The organism is Spirosoma lacussanchae, assembly GCF_005870035.1.
GTDB lineage: Bacteria > Bacteroidota > Bacteroidia > Cytophagales > Spirosomataceae > Spirosoma > Spirosoma lacussanchae.
In genome coordinates this window covers 38,758-55,917 of the sequence record NZ_SWJG01000012.1, presented here as the reverse complement: position 1 = coordinate 55,917, position 17,160 = coordinate 38,758, and the positions used below count along the sequence as shown (strand labels likewise).

Annotated in this window: 14 protein-coding genes; 11 read left to right on the top strand and 3 right to left on the bottom strand. The window is 54.8% G+C overall.

Annotated elements, in window-relative coordinates; translation table 11 throughout:
• The first annotated feature begins 3 nt into the window (after window positions 1–3).
• From FBR45_RS24765 to FBR45_RS24735, 7 genes are all read left to right on the top strand, one after another.
• The gene (locus tag FBR45_RS24765) at window positions 4–297 is read left to right on the top strand and encodes a hypothetical protein (RefSeq protein ID WP_138507167.1); all 294 of its coding nucleotides are present in this window, start codon (window positions 4–6) and stop codon (window positions 295–297) included.
• Entirely contained in the window at window positions 294–3,047 is a 2,754-nt protein-coding gene (locus FBR45_RS24760) for a toprim domain-containing protein (protein WP_138507166.1), read from the top strand. Before FBR45_RS24765 ends, FBR45_RS24760 begins: the two co-directional genes overlap by 4 nt.
• 81 nt (window positions 3,048–3,128) lie before the next feature.
• Window positions 3,129–3,797, top strand: coding sequence for a hypothetical protein (locus tag FBR45_RS24755; protein ID WP_138507165.1), 669 nt, complete (start codon window positions 3,129–3,131; stop codon window positions 3,795–3,797).
• 246 nt (window positions 3,798–4,043) lie between these two features.
• The gene (locus FBR45_RS24750) at window positions 4,044–4,703 is read left to right on the top strand and encodes a hypothetical protein (protein ID WP_138507164.1); all 660 of its coding nucleotides are present in this window, start codon (window positions 4,044–4,046) and stop codon (window positions 4,701–4,703) included.
• An 80-nt stretch (window positions 4,704–4,783) separates the two neighbouring features.
• Window positions 4,784–5,500: a PD-(D/E)XK nuclease-like domain-containing protein gene (locus tag FBR45_RS24745; RefSeq protein WP_138507163.1), complete on the top strand. Its 717-nt coding sequence runs from the start codon at window positions 4,784–4,786 to the stop codon at window positions 5,498–5,500.
• A 54-nt stretch (window positions 5,501–5,554) separates the two neighbouring features.
• Entirely contained in the window at window positions 5,555–5,770 is a 216-nt protein-coding gene (locus tag FBR45_RS24740) for a hypothetical protein (RefSeq protein WP_138507162.1), read from the top strand.
• A 129-nt stretch (window positions 5,771–5,899) separates the two neighbouring features.
• The gene (locus tag FBR45_RS24735) at window positions 5,900–11,062 is read left to right on the top strand and encodes a DEAD/DEAH box helicase family protein (RefSeq protein ID WP_138507161.1); all 5,163 of its coding nucleotides are present in this window, start codon (window positions 5,900–5,902) and stop codon (window positions 11,060–11,062) included.
• 459 nt (window positions 11,063–11,521) lie between these two features.
• On the opposite strand, the gene FBR45_RS24730 is transcribed toward FBR45_RS24735, so the two are convergent.
• The 3 genes from FBR45_RS24730 to FBR45_RS24720 form a co-directional block, all read right to left on the bottom strand.
• A complete protein-coding gene (locus tag FBR45_RS24730; protein WP_138507160.1) occupies window positions 11,522–12,151 on the bottom strand; it encodes a hypothetical protein in 630 nt (209 codons plus the stop codon).
• Window positions 12,152–12,154: 3 nt separating this feature from the next.
• Window positions 12,155–12,610 carry a hypothetical protein gene (locus FBR45_RS24725; RefSeq protein ID WP_246082380.1) on the bottom strand — a complete coding sequence of 152 codons (456 nt, stop codon included), beginning with the start codon at window positions 12,608–12,610 and terminating at the stop codon, window positions 12,155–12,157.
• A gap of 104 nt (window positions 12,611–12,714) precedes the next feature.
• A complete protein-coding gene (locus FBR45_RS24720; RefSeq protein WP_138507158.1) occupies window positions 12,715–13,605 on the bottom strand; it encodes a ParA family protein in 891 nt (296 codons plus the stop codon).
• 226 nt (window positions 13,606–13,831) lie between these two features.
• On the opposite strand from FBR45_RS24720, the gene FBR45_RS24715 reads away from it, so the two are divergent.
• The 4 genes from FBR45_RS24715 (at window position 13,832) to FBR45_RS24700 (ending at window position 17,145) form a co-directional block, all read left to right on the top strand.
• Window positions 13,832–14,386: a plasmid mobilization protein gene (locus FBR45_RS24715; RefSeq protein ID WP_246082379.1), complete on the top strand. Its 555-nt coding sequence runs from the start codon at window positions 13,832–13,834 to the stop codon at window positions 14,384–14,386.
• Window positions 14,383–15,048, top strand: a complete 666-nt coding sequence (locus FBR45_RS24710; protein ID WP_138507157.1) for a relaxase/mobilization nuclease domain-containing protein — start codon at window positions 14,383–14,385, stop codon at window positions 15,046–15,048. Before FBR45_RS24715 ends, FBR45_RS24710 begins: the two co-directional genes overlap by 4 nt.
• Before the next feature lie 46 nt (window positions 15,049–15,094).
• Complete coding sequence (locus FBR45_RS24705) at window positions 15,095–15,352, top strand: hypothetical protein (protein ID WP_138507156.1); 258 nt, start codon at window positions 15,095–15,097, stop codon at window positions 15,350–15,352.
• A 182-nt stretch (window positions 15,353–15,534) separates the two neighbouring features.
• Window positions 15,535–17,145 carry a DUF4041 domain-containing protein gene (locus FBR45_RS24700; protein ID WP_212748656.1) on the top strand — a complete coding sequence of 537 codons (1,611 nt, stop codon included), beginning with the start codon at window positions 15,535–15,537 and terminating at the stop codon, window positions 17,143–17,145.
• Window positions 17,146–17,160 lie beyond the last annotated feature (15 nt).

Genomic DNA, 17,160 nt, shown 5'->3' with positions numbered 1-17,160 from the left:
GCCATGCACTACCTGATAACCCTGGAAGAGCAGTGGGGAAAAGACCGGATTCACCAGGCTATTCAGCCGCTATACATTGGTGATGGCGAGGAACCCGGCGACCCACCGATTACCGTCCTGAATGCGTCCGTGAACGACCCCGATCTCTGGCAGGCCCTGAACCCCGACGAGCGGGAGCGGCTTTATCTGGCCTTCATGGACCTGCAATATGACCTGACGGAGTTAGCCCATGACCTGCACAGGGTGCAGGAACCTGTAGTGGGTGGCTTTGAACTCCCAGCCCCTGACCCGCAATGAAACAGAAAGCACAAAACCGCGCTACCCGCGAGCAGTTGGCCATTCTGCGCCAACTGAACAAAGCCGGGGTACGTTATGTAGCGTTTGGCGACTACGCCATGAACGCCATAGACCCGGCCCGCGCCATTGGCAACGTACAGCTCTGGATTGAGCCGACAAAGGCCAACTTCGAGCGACTCAACAAAGCCATTCAGGAGGTCTACGGCCCGCGTGTCCTTACGCGTACTAACCCCGAACTGACCGATAACCCTCAGCCTCGTAAGATGCTCACGCTCGGTGACGGCCCGCAGAAGGTCGGGCTGTATCCTGCCATCAACGGATTTAGGCCGGACCAGTTTGGCGAACTGTTTACGCGGGCGCAGACGAACCGGGCGGCTCTGATTACCAACCGGGGAAAATTAGATGGGTCAGTGGCATACCGGCAATTAGCTGTGCCCGACCTCTACCAGAACGTCCTGGACTCCACGGCCTACCATAAGGCGTGGAACATTCAGACGCTGGAAAAATACGCCGACGATCACCGCATCGACCTTACCCCGGTTAGGCTACCGTCGGCGACGCAAACGGCGCAGGAGGCTACCAAAATCGCCCCAGCAAATCGAGATGCAACCACCGCATCGACCGAAAAGACCCCCCAAGAGCCGCAGCCAACACCCAGGCCCCGTGGGGAAAAGCTGGTGCGTGACTTCGATGCCATCAAGCGTGAGCTGGATCTGGAGGTAGTGTTGCGTGACTATGGCTTTGCGCTTGATACCAAGAAGTCGAAGCCTGGCGACGAGTGGCTCATCTACGAACGGGGCGAGAAGAATGCCAAGGAACGGCTGGCCGTGTACACTGGCGACAAGTACGGACAGAAGATGTTCGTGGACATGAACGACCAGCGGGGCTGGCGGGGCGATGTCATCAAGTTTCTGGAACGGGTTGAAAACGGCATTTATCGCAACGTATTTAAAGCCGTCGACCGGATTATGTCTTCGACCGACTACGTATTGCAGAAGAGCGTTACGGCCCCGCTCAAACACGTCAAGGAGAGCCTGATCGATACCAAACTGCGGGAGAAAGACCTGCACAGTCGTTATGCCATCGCCCCGCTGACGGACACGCGCTATTTGGAGGGCCGTTCGCTGCACCGCAATGTGCTGTTCTCGCCGGAGTTCGATGGGCGCATTCACAACATCGCCTACACGAGTGAGAAGGGGACGATCCATCGGAATACCTCTTTCCCCATGTACGCCCAGGACGGCCACCTCGTCTCGATGGATATTCGGAACGAACGCTTCAAGTCGTTCCCCTCCGGTGAGCGGGGCGAAGCCCTATGGCATTCCAATCGGTTTTATGAATTGAAGTTGCCCCTGGATATGCACGACAAACCAGCCCTTCCTGCCGGCACGGTGGGTACGGTGTACCGGCATAGTGCTGACACGGTGGCGTTCAACTTTGTGCGGGAGGGGCAGCCGCAGCAGGTGCAGTTACCGCTCGAAACGGCCCGCTCTGCCTTCCGGGAAGTACCTGCCCAGCGGGTGCTGGTGGCTGAGTCGGCGATTGACGCGCTCTCATTCAAGCAGCTTAACCCCGAAGCTGAGGGCGAACGGCGGTTCTACATGGCAACGGGTGGCCAGCCGGGGAGCCGACAGATGGGCTTTATTCAGAAGGTGCTGGATCGTAACCCCGAAGCGCAATTTGTGATTGCTCAGGATGGCGACAATGCCGGATTGCGCTTTGCGATCAACTACCTCGGCCTGCAACATCCGGCTGCTGATCCGGCCCTGCGCGTCAAGCCAGAAATCGCGTATTCCGGTCCCAACCTGCCTCCGAATCCGCTCGCCAACGTACTGGGACCGAAGTTTTCCTACGAACCAGATATAAAGACATTTGGCGATGTACTGAAGCGGTTCGACGTACCGGATGGCAACCTGTCGGAAGGGCACAAACTGGCCATCAACCACCAGGCCCGTTTTAAAGAAATTATGCCCGACGACTATGTCAAGGTGTCCGTCGAAATGGTGCAGTCGGTTATTCCGGCGTTTGCCTACGCAAAGGCGTATGGGATTCCCCTGCCCGAAGAGGTGCAGAAACTGGCCGACTCGGAGTACATGCTGGGAAAGGTAGGAAACGAATTCCGGGTGGCTCGGGAACGGGCCATGATCTCGCCCGACGAGATGGCGCAGCGCATCCAGCACCACAAAGATGCCAAGCTGGAGAAGGACCTGTATTCGGGCGTTAATCGGCTGGAACTTGAACTGCGGCAACCTCAACAGGCTGGTATCGGAGGGGAAGGTGTCGCTGGACGCAATGAGGCTTTTCTGGGCCGGTTCCTCGACGAGATGAACCGCTTTACGAAGCAGTTCAACTACAACAACGACCCCAATGATAAAGAGAAACGGGTACAGGAGTTTCAGCGCGAAACGCTGGTTGACCCCGACAGCGGGCAGGCTGTAACCCGTACCCGCATCCATTTCCCGAACGACGGGCGGCTGCTGGTCAAAGCTCTTACGCTGCTTACCGATGAGATTAATGGTCGGCAGGGGCAACCGTTGTATCACGTAGTTCGCCCTACACGTCAGCAAAAAGACCTCAATGACATTTTGCAAAATCGGCAGGGCGAACCCTTCCCCGATTCGAGTCCGCTGAAGATGGGGCCTCCCCCCGGCATAAGGCACCACACCGAACTGAAAGCGGAGCAGGTTGCCCGGCAGGAGATGGCACCCGTAGGTAGCGAACCCACCCGCACGTTTAAAGCTAAATTATAACGCTAACCAGTCAGGGCCGTTCATCGACCGGACGGCCCTGACCTCATTTTTCGGATGAACCTCTCCCCTACTCACCCCGACATGGACACGCTTGGCCCTGATCGGGCTGGTGCGGCTCCAGCCAATAAGCTGTATTCCTCAAATCCGTATTGGCAACGCAGCAACAAGCCGGCGGCGGCTAAACCAGAACCTGCTCAATCTGTAAAAGAGACACCACCAGTCTTACCAACTGATGCGCTTCCTCCCTACTTGATTGCCGCGCTGGTGGAAACTATTGAAAAGATAGGGCAGTCGCATCGGGATGACCTGATACGCCAGCTCACGGAGTGGTTGCCGCAGATACCTGTTGCACTTGGCCCAACGCTTGAACAGCATTTAGACAAGCTGGTTCCGAAAGTAGTCAAGGTGGAACAACCCGGATCGGCCCTGCTCAAATTGGTTCGGTACCTGACGGGAGGTATGGTCGTCGCTGGTCTGCTCATCGGCGGGCTGGTCTTTGCCTGGCTACAAACCCGACAACAGCGCGATACCTATGCCGCCGGTTATTGGCAACATCGTTACGTGACAGCCCAAACCGCCGTTGCCAGAACGGTCCCGCTGCAACGATTACTGATTCGTACCGATTCGCTGTACCAATCACCTTCGTTTCAAGGGGAGTTGCAGCGGCTGGAAAGTATCCTCGATACGCGCCAGCAGCAGTATCAACTACACCTCCGCGAACAGGCGTTAACCCGCCCTACCCGTCCTTGATCGTCACCAAGAATGAAAGCTATTACAGAATAGCTGACTATTTACATAGTCGGCTATTTTTCTAATCAAGGGGTTATGAACTGGCTTTTCTGACCGAAAATAGAATCAAACGGGTTTGTAAAGTCTTGTATATCAATAGTTTGATGCTTAAATAGTCAGATAGTTAGCTATCTTTGTAGTGTTGAAACCGCTAACGCTTGGCCGGTGTAAGCCCAGGCACCAACCCCTTTTTTACGCTATACAGGTATGAAATCCTATCAGCAAGAGACCGTCAACAAACATGGTGAGACCCTTATTTCGGACATCTTCCGCTACATCGAAGGCGAACCGAAACAGTACCGCTATAACTCCCAAACCGGGCAGTTCAACATCGACGGAGACACGCCCGTACTGGATAAGTCGGGAAAGCCCATCAAGGAGTTTACGTTTCAGCCGTTCGTTTACCGCATTTTCGAGGACGGACTGTTTAATCGCAACCGGGAGCCGTGGGCTGAACTCTTCTTTGTTGACGCGCTCAACTGTGTGTCGAGTATCATGTTCAACGGTACGACGCTGACCGAGCTACGGGGCGTTATCAAGAAGCTCATCTATGAAGGTAACGAGCCGTTGAACCTCTGCGACGTGGTGCTGACGGTACGCCCGGAAAAACTGACCAGCAAAAACGACCCGTCCAAATCGTGGTTTATTGGCCGGTTCAGCTATCAATTAGCCGACCCCGCTACGGTGCAGCAATTGGCCGAGTACGCGGCAGACTGCCCCATCTACCGGCGCGACACGCTCAAACAGACCGCCAGCTACCTCAGCTTTTCGGAAACGTTTGCCCTGCCTTCGGCGGATGTTGTTTCTCTTTCGCTGAGTTCGGGAGAATCTACGCCTACCGAGGTGGAAGAAGTTGAGACTGTTTAAATTTTTAGGTAGTCAGCTATCCAAATAGCTGACTACCTTTTTTTGTCTATTTATTCACCCGATTATCCGCTTAGTTTTCTATGCAACTTGTAAGTCCTGAATATTACCGCTCGTATCCGGCCATTTCCAACTCCGACCTCAGCGAGTTTGAACGCTTCTTACTTGGTGAATCCCACAAAGTACCCGTCAAAGCCTTTGCCGAAGGGGCCGCTTTTCACCAATTACTGTTAGAACCCCGTTGCGCCCGTCCAATCGACCTGACAATTGACCGGGAACGGCTGACCGCGATGGCGAAGGCCGTTCGTAGTACCCGCTTTGGCAAATGGGTGTTGCAATGGGGGCAGAAAGAAAAGCCCCACCTGTTTCACGATAGGGCCACCGGGCTGCTTTGCAAAGGCCAAACCGACCTTCGTTTGCGGCACGGCCTGATTGTGGACATCAAAACGACCCGTGCCCGCACGTACCGACAGTTCATCGAGTGTTGCGAGCAGTACCAGTACGACCGGCAGGCGGCCTTTTATCTGGATGGGTTGGGGGCAAAACGGTTTGTATTCCTCGGCGTTCAGAAAGCGGAGCCATTTCAGGTTTTTTATTTTGAACCAACCGCTGATGCCATCGGGCAGGCGTTTATTCAGGAGGGGCGGGAGCGGTATTGTCGGTTGCTTACATTGTGGGGCAAATCAGGGTTTCGGCCCTCGTCGTGGGGGCCGCAGGAAACCGCTAATTGTCGAAAGCCGCAACCCCGCACGTACCCGGCGCAGCCATTCAACTATCAGCCTATCTTTAGAGCCATCTAAATAACTTGTCAGATAGCTGAGTAGAAAACTACTCAGCTATCTGATTGCTTTGCCATGAAACGAACGGAACCACCGCCACCCGAAGGCAACTATCGCCGGGCCAAACTCAACGTACCGTTGGGGCCGCTCATGCCGGCGGGCCGGGAGGGCTGGGTTTCGCAGAGTGCCGAAGAAACCGACGAGGCAGGCCAACCCATGCTTCGGTTTATTTCGGCCACCAATCATGATCTCGTTTTCAAAGTGTACGCTAACGAGGTAACGCTGGTCTGAACGAATCAAAGGGGTAACTAAAGAAAACGGTGAATCAAGCGGGTTGTAAAAGGTTGATAGATAGTTAGTTGAGTATTTATATAGGTGAATAGTTAGCTATCTTTATGGTATCAAACTATTCAGCTATTTATGTCGCGTTACTCAACTCCGCGTACCCACTCCTCACAAACCCGGCCCGGCCGGTACGCCGGTGCGGCGGCCCGGAACCTTGTTGTCGTTGCCAATCAATTTGCGCTGTTTGGTCAGCCCGGTTTAGTGCCGCCCACACGGGACGAGCGCAACGCAAAACCGCAACCGGCAAGACTATTGCCGATTGATGAGCAGAGCGAATTAAGGCCCCTTGCCGCCCGGACAGAAATAGCCCCACAAACGCCGTTCATCCTAAACCCGGATGCTTTCACAATACCAGCCGGACAAGCCGCCAAGCTACGGGCGAACCTTGCCGCCGTTGAAACCCTGAAACAGATTGCCGAAGCGAACCGCCCGGCGACAGCAGAGGAACAGCAGCAGTTGGCGTTATACACGGGTTGGGGTGGGTTGTCGGCACTATGGAAGAATGAACTGTTTGAGCAGTGGCAACACGCACAGCGGGGTGCCGCCCAGACCGACCCGGCCAAAGCCCTCGACGAATCGGTAAACCGGTGGGGGAGCCAGTACGGACGTACCCGCCAGCGATTGGCCGAACTACTGACCACCGCCGAGCAACGAGCCGCCGAAGTATCGACCCTGAACGCTTTTTACACAGCCCCGAACGTGGTAGCGGCTATGTGGCAGGCTATCGAAGGGTTTGGCTTTTCAGGGGGGCGGATCCTGGAACCAGCCGCAGGTATCGGCTATTTTATCGGCCTGATGCCCCCGGCCTTGCGGGAGCGTTCGGCGTGGGTAGCGGTCGAGAAAGACCGACTATCGGGGAGCATCCTGCAACAACTATACCCGGAGATAGAAACCCACGTTTGCGGACTGGAAGAAACCGCGTTTACGCCGGAAACCTTTGATTTGGTAATTGGGAACGTACCGTTTGGCTCGTACACGGTGTATGACCGGCAGCACCCCGAACTGAACAGCTTTGCCATTCATAACTATTTCATTGGCCGGGCCGCGCAGTTGGTCAGGCCGGGCGGAGTAGTGGCCCTGATTACGTCGATGGGTACGCTCGATGCAGCCGGGCCAGCGTTCCGCCAATTTCTGACCGTCGAAGCCAACGCCGAACTGTTGGGGGCCATCCGCTTACCGTCGAATGCGTTTGAAGCCAACGCCGGAACGCAGGTAACGACCGACGTTTTGTTTTTACGGAAACGTACCCCCACTGCGCGACCCTTCGCGGCCTATCCGTTTGAACGTACCGTAACCCTTCGCGCCGATGCAACCAACGAGGAGACGGTAAGAACGTTGGCCGTGAATGAATATTACCACGCCCACCCCGCTATGATGCTGGGCGAAATGCGTTTTGCCGACGAGGTAAACAAAGGTGGATTGTACCGGGCCGACCAGCCAACGTTACACCTATCCGACCCGGCCACCTTGCCGCAGCAATTGGCCGAAGCCTTCGACCAATTACCGAAAGGCATCTATACCGGCGAAGCCGCAGCACGAAGCAACGCGCCAGCCGGAGCCGATAACCGGTTTGCCGAATCTGTAACGATTCGGGGCAAACGCTACAGTCAAACGCTCATCATTACTCAGTACGAGCGGGTGAAGCGGGCAGTCAACCAGCTAAGAAAGGCCGAGCAAGAGGGTAGGGGAGAGGTGGAGACTGACGACCTACGGGTAGAGTTAAACCAATCATACGCCTTATTTACGCGCTATTTCGGGACGCTCAACCGAAACCGGGCCTTAGCATTTCTGGAAGACTACGACCCGCAGTTTGCCAGCGTTCAGGCATTAGAAGTGGTGAGCCGGACACAGCCAGACCGCAGCAACCCTAAAACAGCCACCTCCTACACCATCACCAAAGCCGATATTTTCAGGCAACGGGTGTACCCGGCCACCCACACCCCGGAGCGGGTAGAATCGTTGGCCGACGCGCTACGGTTGTCAATCGGGCTATATGGTTGGGTCAGCCCTGAACAGATAAGCAGTTGGCTAAACCAGACCCCGCAGGAGGTTAAACAATCGCTGGTAACGTCGGAATTGGCCTACGTAAACCCCACGTCGGGCCGGTTGGAAGACCGTGATACGTACCTATCGGGCAACGTCAGAAAGAAATTAGCCGCAGCCAGCGAAGCCGCTAAGGTAGATGCACAGTACGCCGTGAATGAACGGGCGTTAGCCGCCGTAGTACCGGCCACCATTCCCGCCCCGCTTATTTCGTTCCGGTTGGGTGCGGTCTGGATTCCTACGGGCATTATTGAGGAGTTTATTAGCCAGACGTTACAGACGAGTTGCGTAACGGTTCGCTATAACCACCGGGTAGGGCAGTACGACGTAGAGGGCATGGGTAACGTCTCATCGGTGCAAAACCGCTCGTTGGGTACGTCGCGCCGAACGGCCATACAGTTGATCGAAGCCGCCTTACAGCAACGTACCGTTGTCGTCACCAAAACCATTATCGACCCGGAGGGCAAGGAACGAACGGTAAAAGACGTGGAAGCCACCAGTCAGGCCGTACAGGCGCAGGAAGCCTTAAACGACCTGTTTATTGACTTCGTGCGCGACCACCATAGCGCGGCCATCGAACCGGTTTATAATGAATTGTACAACAGTTACGTACACAAAACGTATCGGGAGCCAGCCCTACGGCAGTACCCCGGAGCGGCCCCGGACGTTCAGCTACGTTTGCACCAGTTCAGGGGCGTAGAACGCATCAAGGAGCAGGATACTTTGTTGGCCCATGCTGTCGGTAGTGGCAAAACCTTTACCATGATAACGGCGGCTATGGAGTTGAAGCGGTTGGGGTTGGCCCACAAACCAATGATTGTGGTACAGAACTCGACGCTCAACGACTTTGCCCATGCGTGGCGGAGGTTGTACCCCGCAGCCCTGATTTACGTACCGCAGCCCGCCGACCTGGAAGCTGCCAACCGCAAACGGTTTTTGCAGCGCATCGCAACCAACAACTTCGACGGTGTGCTGATTCCGCAGAGTTTTTTAAAACTCATTCCCGACGACCCGGCCAGCGAAGAAGAATTTATTCAGGAAGAAATAGAGCGCATTGCCTACACCCTGGCCGTAGCCGAGCGGCAGGGCCGACAAAAACCCATGTCGGTAAAGCGGCTGAACGAATTAAAGCTACGACTGGCCAACCGCCGATTCCGGCAGGCCGACCGGAAGAAAGACGAGATGCTGACGTTTGACCAGTTGGGTATAGATGCCTTGTTTCTGGATGAAGCCCACCGCTACAAACGGTTAGGCTTTTTCACGGCCCGGCAGAACGTCAAAGGCATTGATTCGGCGGGCAGCGAGGACGCGCTAAGTGCCTTGTTCAAGTGCCGGACGGTGCAGGCACGGCGGGGCCGGGTGGTGCTGGCAACGGGTACGCCCATCAGCAACACCATGGCCGAAGCATGGACGACCTTACGCTTTATTGCCCCTGACCGGCTAAACCGGGCCATGCTGTCCACGTTTGACCAGTTCGCCGGAGCGTTCGGTAGCGTGATACAATCGTTTGAACTGACGGCAACGGGCAACTTTAAAGCCGTGGAGCGGTTTGCCAAATTCGTGAACGTGCAGCAACTTTCGGAACTGTACCGCGCTCATGTGGACGTGGTGTTGAATGAAGACGTTATCGAGTTCCAGCGCGACGCGACCTTACCCACCCTCAAAAATGGGCAACACACCCGGATTATTCTACCGCAGACCGAGGGCGTAGCCGACGAACTGAACAGCATTAAAGCAACCTTACGTTGGTTTGAAAATCTGACCGGAGCCGAGAAGCGCGATAATTCACACGTCCCGTTAGTGTGCTTTGGGCAAGCCCGGAAAGCTACTATTGATTTACGGTTGCTCGATGCCAGCAACCCCGACGAAGCCGGGTCGAAGTGTAACCGACTGGTAGCCGAGGTTTGGCGGATTTACAAGGAATCGGCAACGTATCGGGGTACGCAATTGGTTTTTGCCGACACCTACCAAAGCCCCGCCGTTCGCGGGTGGTTAGACGAAGCAGGCGAGCCGGTAAACCGACGCTTCAACCTGTTTGAGGACATACGGGCTAAACTGATTCAGCAGGGCGTTCCCGCCTATGAAATTGCTATCGTACCCGCCGAAGCCGACAAGCGCGAACCCCTGTTTGCCAAAGTCAGAACGGGCGAGGTACGGGTATTGCTCGGCACGTCGGAACGGGCGGGCGTGGGCGTGAACGTGCAGGAACGGTTAGCCGCCGTTCACCACATGGACGCGCCGAACCGACCGACCGACTTTGAGCAGCGTAACGGGCGGCTCATCCGGCAGGGAAACTTACACGCCGTTTGGGGCATTCCGGTTGAGGTATTGACCTACGGCGTAGAAAAAACGCTCGACGCTACGGCTTACGGACGGTTAGCCATCAAGCAGAAGTTTATCAATCAGGTACTAAAAGGCCACATTGCCGACGACCAGATAACAGACATTAGCGCGGACGATGATTTTGCCGCTATGTCGTTCGACCAGATGATGGCGACGCTATCCGGTTCGCAGTATGCTTTATTATACACGACCCGCCAGCTTGAACTTTCGCGGGTGCAGCAGGCTCGTAAGAACTGGCAACGTGGGTTAATGGATGCCCAATGGCAGGTAGAAAACGCCCAACGCTTCATCCAGAAAAGCAGCCCGTTATTGGCCGGTTTGGAAGAGGAAACCGCCCGTTTGCAGCAGCACTTTGGTACGCCTTACATGGTAACGAGCGTAACCGTGAACGGCACGACCTACAGCGAAAAGTGGGGCGAAGCTGTACAGCACCTGATTGAGCAGGTTAAAGGGTTGGCAAAACGCCGGGTGGAGGAAGCGAGAACGTTAACCGTAAACGGCCTTGCATTGACCTTGACCGGCGAACGCTCACAGGAATTGATTGGTGAGTTTCTGCCCGGTCAGGCCGTAGTACGGTACGTTTGGGGGCAGAGTCTTTCGGGTGTGGTAGGTTCATCGAACGGGCTGTTTTCATCGCTCAAAGCCGCCGTTATCCGTGCCAGCGAAGCCCCCGCCCAACTCATCCGCGAACTGGAACGCGCCCGGCTCATCAAGCAGGAGTTTAGCCGCAAATTGGCCCAACCCTTTCGGCAGGAAACCGACTTGCACCGCCTGGAAGCCGAAGTTGCCGACTTGAAATGCCGGATGGAAACCGAAGGCGAACCGGAGCCAACCGCCGAACTTGTAGCCTAACCCCAACCGCGCCGGTGCCTACGGGTATCGGCGCAGTTGAGAAGAATCAAAGGGGTACGTCGGAAGAACGCCCTGCGGGCCATCTTCCGACGAGCGCGACGGGCATCATCTTCCGGTCCGCGCCCTCACCGCTTCGCGGTCGGTTGCTCCCCGCAAGACCCTGCCCTGGTGCTGCTCGAATCAAAGGGGATAATCAGGTAGCAGAATAGACAGGTAGTCAGCTATTCAAATAGAAAAAGCAGGGAACAAAAAAGGTAATCAAGGGGTGCGGCCTGAGAACGCCCTGCGGGCCATCTCAGGCCGTGCGCGTCGGTCAGCACATCGGGGTTCTTCCTCACCACTACGTGGCCGGTCGAACCCCGATGCCCTGCCCTTTGCCGCGCTAATCAAGGGGAAATCGAAAGGCAATAAATAAATCATGTGGCAACAAAAAGCTAGTCAAACTGATGTCGGCTGCTTTCAGACAAAATCTTCGACTTCATCTTCGGTCAGGAGGTTGAGCAGAACTGCCTGCACGTCGGCGGGCTTGTCAGCAATGACTTCGCGAAACAGCGTAGCGTAGGACCGACCGGTTTCGCGTTGGCGTTCGAGCGTCGTGGCCCGTGCCTGTTCAAACGCTTCGCAAAGGGTATCGTCGCTCAGTAGCCGACTCAATAACTGACGGTCGAGGGAAAGTTGAAACCCGCCAACAGGTTGGGGCGTATCGGCTACGGGCTGCGTGGGTTCGGTTGTAGGGGCAACGGGCACGGCTACCAGTTCGGCGGTAGCAAAAGTTGGATCGTCCAACGGCTCAGGGGCAGGAGGCTGATTCGTGGGAGGAGTGGCATTTTTCACCTCTACCGGAGTAGTCGTCTGGTTGGCCCTACCCGTCGTAATCAGTTCATTTGGCCGAAAAGAAGCCATTGGGGCGGGTACGTCGATGGTGGTTTTACCGGCTATGGGTTGGAAAAAGGACATGAGGGTAGGGGTGGGACGAACCGCTTTTTTGGCTTTTGCCCGGCCCGTAAACCAGAGTACACCACCGGCCCACAGCAGCAGCACGACGGTGGCCAGGATCAGGAAGGTGCTGGTTGTAATGACAAGGAACATGAGTTAGCGGGTATCGGTAGTACGTTTGGTGAATTGAACCAGCGCGTCGAGAAAGCCTGGGTCGGACTGACTGGTAACGGCCTGCTCGTGCAGGAAACAGAAGTAGGCGGTCATGGTCAGCCGGATGCGGTAGTGAAGCATGAGATAGCCAGCTATCTGAATATACTCCGCCTTCATCGTTTCATCCAGATACACAATCTTCACGCCCGTTAGCGGAGACGGCTCCCGGTTCTTCGCTGGTGCTGGTAGGCCATTGGTCAGTTTACGGGGGGCGGAAACGTCCGCTTTCGACTTAAATTTATTGCCTTTCGCAGGTATGGTTCCGGTTGGCGAATCAGGTAGGAGTGTCGGGTCTTCAGCCGGTGGCAGTGGTTCAGGGGCAGTCGGTACGCGGACCTGTGTTTCGTCATGAACGAACGTTCGGTATCGGCTGGCTTTCTGTCGGAGACTACCGGTCATACTGCCGAGGTTTGGGGCTTCGGGTGGGGGAGGTTCTGTTGAGGCTGTCGAGTGCCCATCAGGCCCGGCCTGTTGGGGAGGGGTTCGACGGTATTTATCTAAGTTCATCGGCGGGTCGTGGAAACGGTATCAGGTAGTAATGCCCGGATTTCGTCAATGAGATTCACAATGTCCTGGAGGTATTGCGCTTCCCGCCATTCGGCAGGTTGCGAGTCGTATCGCTTACGGACGTAGCGGCCAGCGGGCAGCAGCACCGGCGACGAGATGGTCGTCAGCATCTTGGCCCGGTCGAAGCCAGCATCGGCATCATTCAGCCGCGTCTTCAGAAAGGCAACGGGCAGTACCTCGTTTTTGAATACCCCGGCCAAATACGCTTCCAGCGCGTCGGCACGGCGGGCAAACGTGAACTTGTACTTGTTCCAAACGCAGCGGATAGTCAGGTAGTCAGGTAGCTGTCTATTCAGCACATAATCAAGAATCGCCCCGACGTATTGAATAGACGCTGTTACATCCACCTGCTGCGTTGTGAAGGGTACCAGCAACATATCGGTCTCCGCCAATGCCCGAAGAATGCCCGCGTTAAACTGGCCACCCATATCCAGAAAGATATAATCGAAGTCGTCGCGAATCCGGTCCATATCCAGTTCCTGCAAAGCCGAAAACGGTAAGGCATGAACCGGGTACGTTTCCGTCAGGCCGACTTGCCGGTTGTGACGATACCGCTCAAATGCTGCTTGGTCGTTAGCCGAAGTATAGGGCTGAGGCATGGTAGCTAGGTCGTTTGTCGAAACCAATTGGTAGGTCTGGTGGAGCAGCGACTGAGTGGTTTCTTCTTCCTCCCGCAAATCGGCAATGGAATGTTGGGGCGGGTCGCAGTCGAACACGATGACCCGCTTCTGATGGACGTAGGCTAAGTACGAGGCCAGCACAACCGTGAGTGTGGACTTACCCATACCGCCTTTGGACGTATGGATGGCAATGATTTTTCCCGGCATAAGGAAATAGTTATGTGTAAAATTTTAAACGAAATAAAATAATTAATTACATATTTGCAACTCGTTCAACTGAGTGGTGCGGGTTGTACAAGTTGTATTGGTTGGTGGGGTTGATTATGGCAATGCAGGTGTACAGGTTGCATAAAACACCTGAAGTAACGGAGTTGGCGGGGTTGTACAGCTTGTAGGCGGCATCCGCGTTGTCAGCAGCAACCACCCTTTGGGTGTGCAGCAAGCTATGTTTTTGTATATACAGATAGGAAGAAGAGTGGGTCAATCAGGCGAAACAAAGCCGCATGAAAACCGGCGCAGGCGTTCCGAAAAAAGGGAAAAAGGTATCTTCGTCCGGCTCACCGAAGCGGAGCAAACGCAATTACGAAAGCTTAGCAAAGAATCGGGAATAAGCGTCTCCCAACTGCTCAGAACCGGTGCCTTGGGACAACTCGATCAGCTTCCCCGCTTCCGCAAACTGCCGGCTGAAGTGGCCACACAATTAGCCCGGCTCGACCGGCTCACTTCGGCTTTGTGGTACATCAGTCAGCGAGCCGGGGACGATAGTGTTTATGCCGAAGACATTCGGACGGTAGTATATGAAGCAGGCCGGATCGCTTCGGAGGTTAGGGCGTTTTGCCAAGCCAACATGGCCCGGTATGGAACAACCGCCCAGCTTGACAAGCTGATCCTGGATATATTAAATCCAGAAAATAGGCCAACGTTGAACGGGGTGGTACTGAACCTATGCGAGCTGCGGGATGCGTTTCAAACTGGTGTTGCGACATGATTGGTAAAGTAGCCCGTTTTGGCAGCAGTTTTCTCGGGGCCATGCAGTACTGCTATTACGAAACCCGCGCCAACCACAGCCTCAACCGCACGCGCATCCGGGGCGAACTGCTCTTTGTGCAGCACCTGAGTATTACAGTCATTACCGACCCCAAGCTACGGACAGAAGACAAAACGCGGTTGGGTCTGGAACTGATGGCCGAAGCCATGCAAACCGTTGCCAGCCTCAACGACCGGGTACGTAAACCCGTCTGGCACCAAAGCTTTTCGTTCCCGCCCGGTGAGAGTCCCCCTGCTGATGTGATGATCCGCATCTGTCAGTCGTTCGCCCGGACGTTTGGTATGGAAAACAACCCAATGGTGGCCTTCCGGCACCGGGATCGGGAGCATGAACACTTTCACATCATCGCCAGCCGGGTGGATATGGAGGGTAAGAACACCGCTCTAACCAGCTTTAACTACCGGGAGGTTGGCCGGTTCTGCCGCAGTATGGAGGAGCGGCACGGTCTGCTGCCGGGCGTACCGATGACACTGGAAAGCCGAAAGCAAAAAGATCGTATCCAGAAGGACAATACTCCCGATATGGTAAAACCCGATGTATTGCCTACTGTTGTATCTACGAATGTTGGTTTGAAACCCAATCGCAACCGGATAAGTGTGTAAAGGACGAAATAGTAGTATATTTGGCTATTCAACTATTTACATAGCCATGAGCAATGCAGGAAGAGAGCCAGTGAGAAGAGTACTCGACGGAGGTGAGAACGACGATGTCGAGTTTGTATTGGTACAGCAGGAATCCGTCTCGGTGTACGAAGTAAAAGACAGCGTAGGCGAAGTCGTCAGCATTGTCATCGCCGAGGGTATCGACGACCCCGAACGATTCCAGGCCCGGTCAGCCGCCGAGCAGGATGCCATGAAGATGCTGGCGTTGGATGAGTATTATGGCGGGGCAGAGTGGGAGGGGTAATTATGTGTTTAGGGAGAGTCCATTGACTGCATCAAATGATAGCCTTAATAAAGCTACCTTCTTTGGCAATTATCCTGTTGATAACTTGGGCAATTACGCAACTTTTTCTTACTCTTGCTCTACTGTAGAATTAGTTACGCCAATGCGTTAAACCTATTACTATGTCCTTACTTTTATTAATCTTGTTGGTAATTTCTCTCATATACCTGTTCGTCCAGAACCAGAAACTGAAGAAGAAAGAGCAGGAGTTGAGTCAGACGAAGCAGGTGGCCCAAGAGCAGGAAAGCCGGTTGCAACAAGAACTTGACCAGTTGAGCGAGTTCCGGGTAATTGTAGATGCTCAACAGTATGCTCGCGAGATTCGGACAACTGCCGAAGCTGAAGCGACACGTGTGGTAGCAGAAGCCCAACGGGAAGCTGACCGGCTACGCTTCTTGGCCGATGAAGAACTACGAGCGGCCCGGTCGAATGCCAAGGAGATTCGCGATCAAGCTGGGATGAAAGCTCGTGCACTTCAGACGCAGGCCGACAATGTGTTGCTGAACGCTACGCAGGAAGCCAAACGTATCGTGAACATTGCCAACCAGCGGGCCGAGGAAATCGCAGGCGAAGCTTTGGCGGCCACCCGCAATGCGGCTGATCTGGAAAAGACCATTCAGGCCCTGAAAAACGTCATAAATGGCTACGGCGACCAATACCTGCTTCCTTCTTACACGCTGTTGGATGAACTGGCCGATGAGTTTGGCTTTACGGAAGCCGGGGTTGAGTTGAAAAAAGCCCGTGAACGTACCCGGCTTCTGATGACGACACGGGCTGCTGCGGGTTGCGACTACGTAGAAGCGGTTCGTAAAACCAGTGCCGAAAACTTCGTAACCGATGCCTTCAACGGCAAGGTTGATACGATTTTAGCCAATGTCAAACATGATAACTACGGTACTCTGGCGCAGCAAATCAAGGACGCTTACGCGCTGGTCAATATCCTTGGCAAGCCTTTCAAGGATGCTCGCATTACGCCCGAATACCTGCAAGCCCGACTGGAAGAGTTGCGCTGGGCCGTGGTCGCGCATGAACTGAAATTGAAGGAACGCGAGGAGCAACGGCTCATCCGGGAGCAGATTCGCGAGGAAGAAAAAGCCCGTCGTGAGTACGAGAAGGCGCAACGCGATGCGGCCAAACAAGAGGAAGCCATCCAAAAGGCTATTGACAAAGTGCAGCAGCAGACCGCTAAAGCATCGGAAGAGCAACGAGCCGTTTTTGAAGCACAGCTTCAGGAGTTGACTGCCAAACTACAGGCTGCACAGGAGAAAAATCAGCGTGCGCTGTCTATGGCGCAACAGACCAAATCCGGTCACGTATACATTATCTCGAACATCGGTTCGTTCGGCGACGACGTGTATAAAATTGGTATGACCCGGCGACTGGAACCCCTCGACCGGGTACGCGAATTAGGTGATGCTTCAGTGCCTTTTGAGTTCGACGTTCACGCGCTTTTGTTCAGTGATGATGCCCCCGCGCTGGAACGGAGCCTCCATCGGCAATTTCTGAATAATCAAATCAATAAGGTTAATCCGCGTAAGGAGTTCTTCCGGGTGGGCCTGGCTGACATCAAAACGGAGATTGAACGCTTGGGCATTGAAACCAAGTGGACACTGGCAGCGGAGGCCCGTCAGTATCGGGAAAGTCTGGCCGTCGAAAAAGCCCTGGCTAACAACACGCTCAACCGCGCCGAATGGGAGAAGTTTCAACTGGAAAATGAAGCCGTTGAGACTGAATTTGAAGAGCAGGAATTATAGCCGATACATACGTCC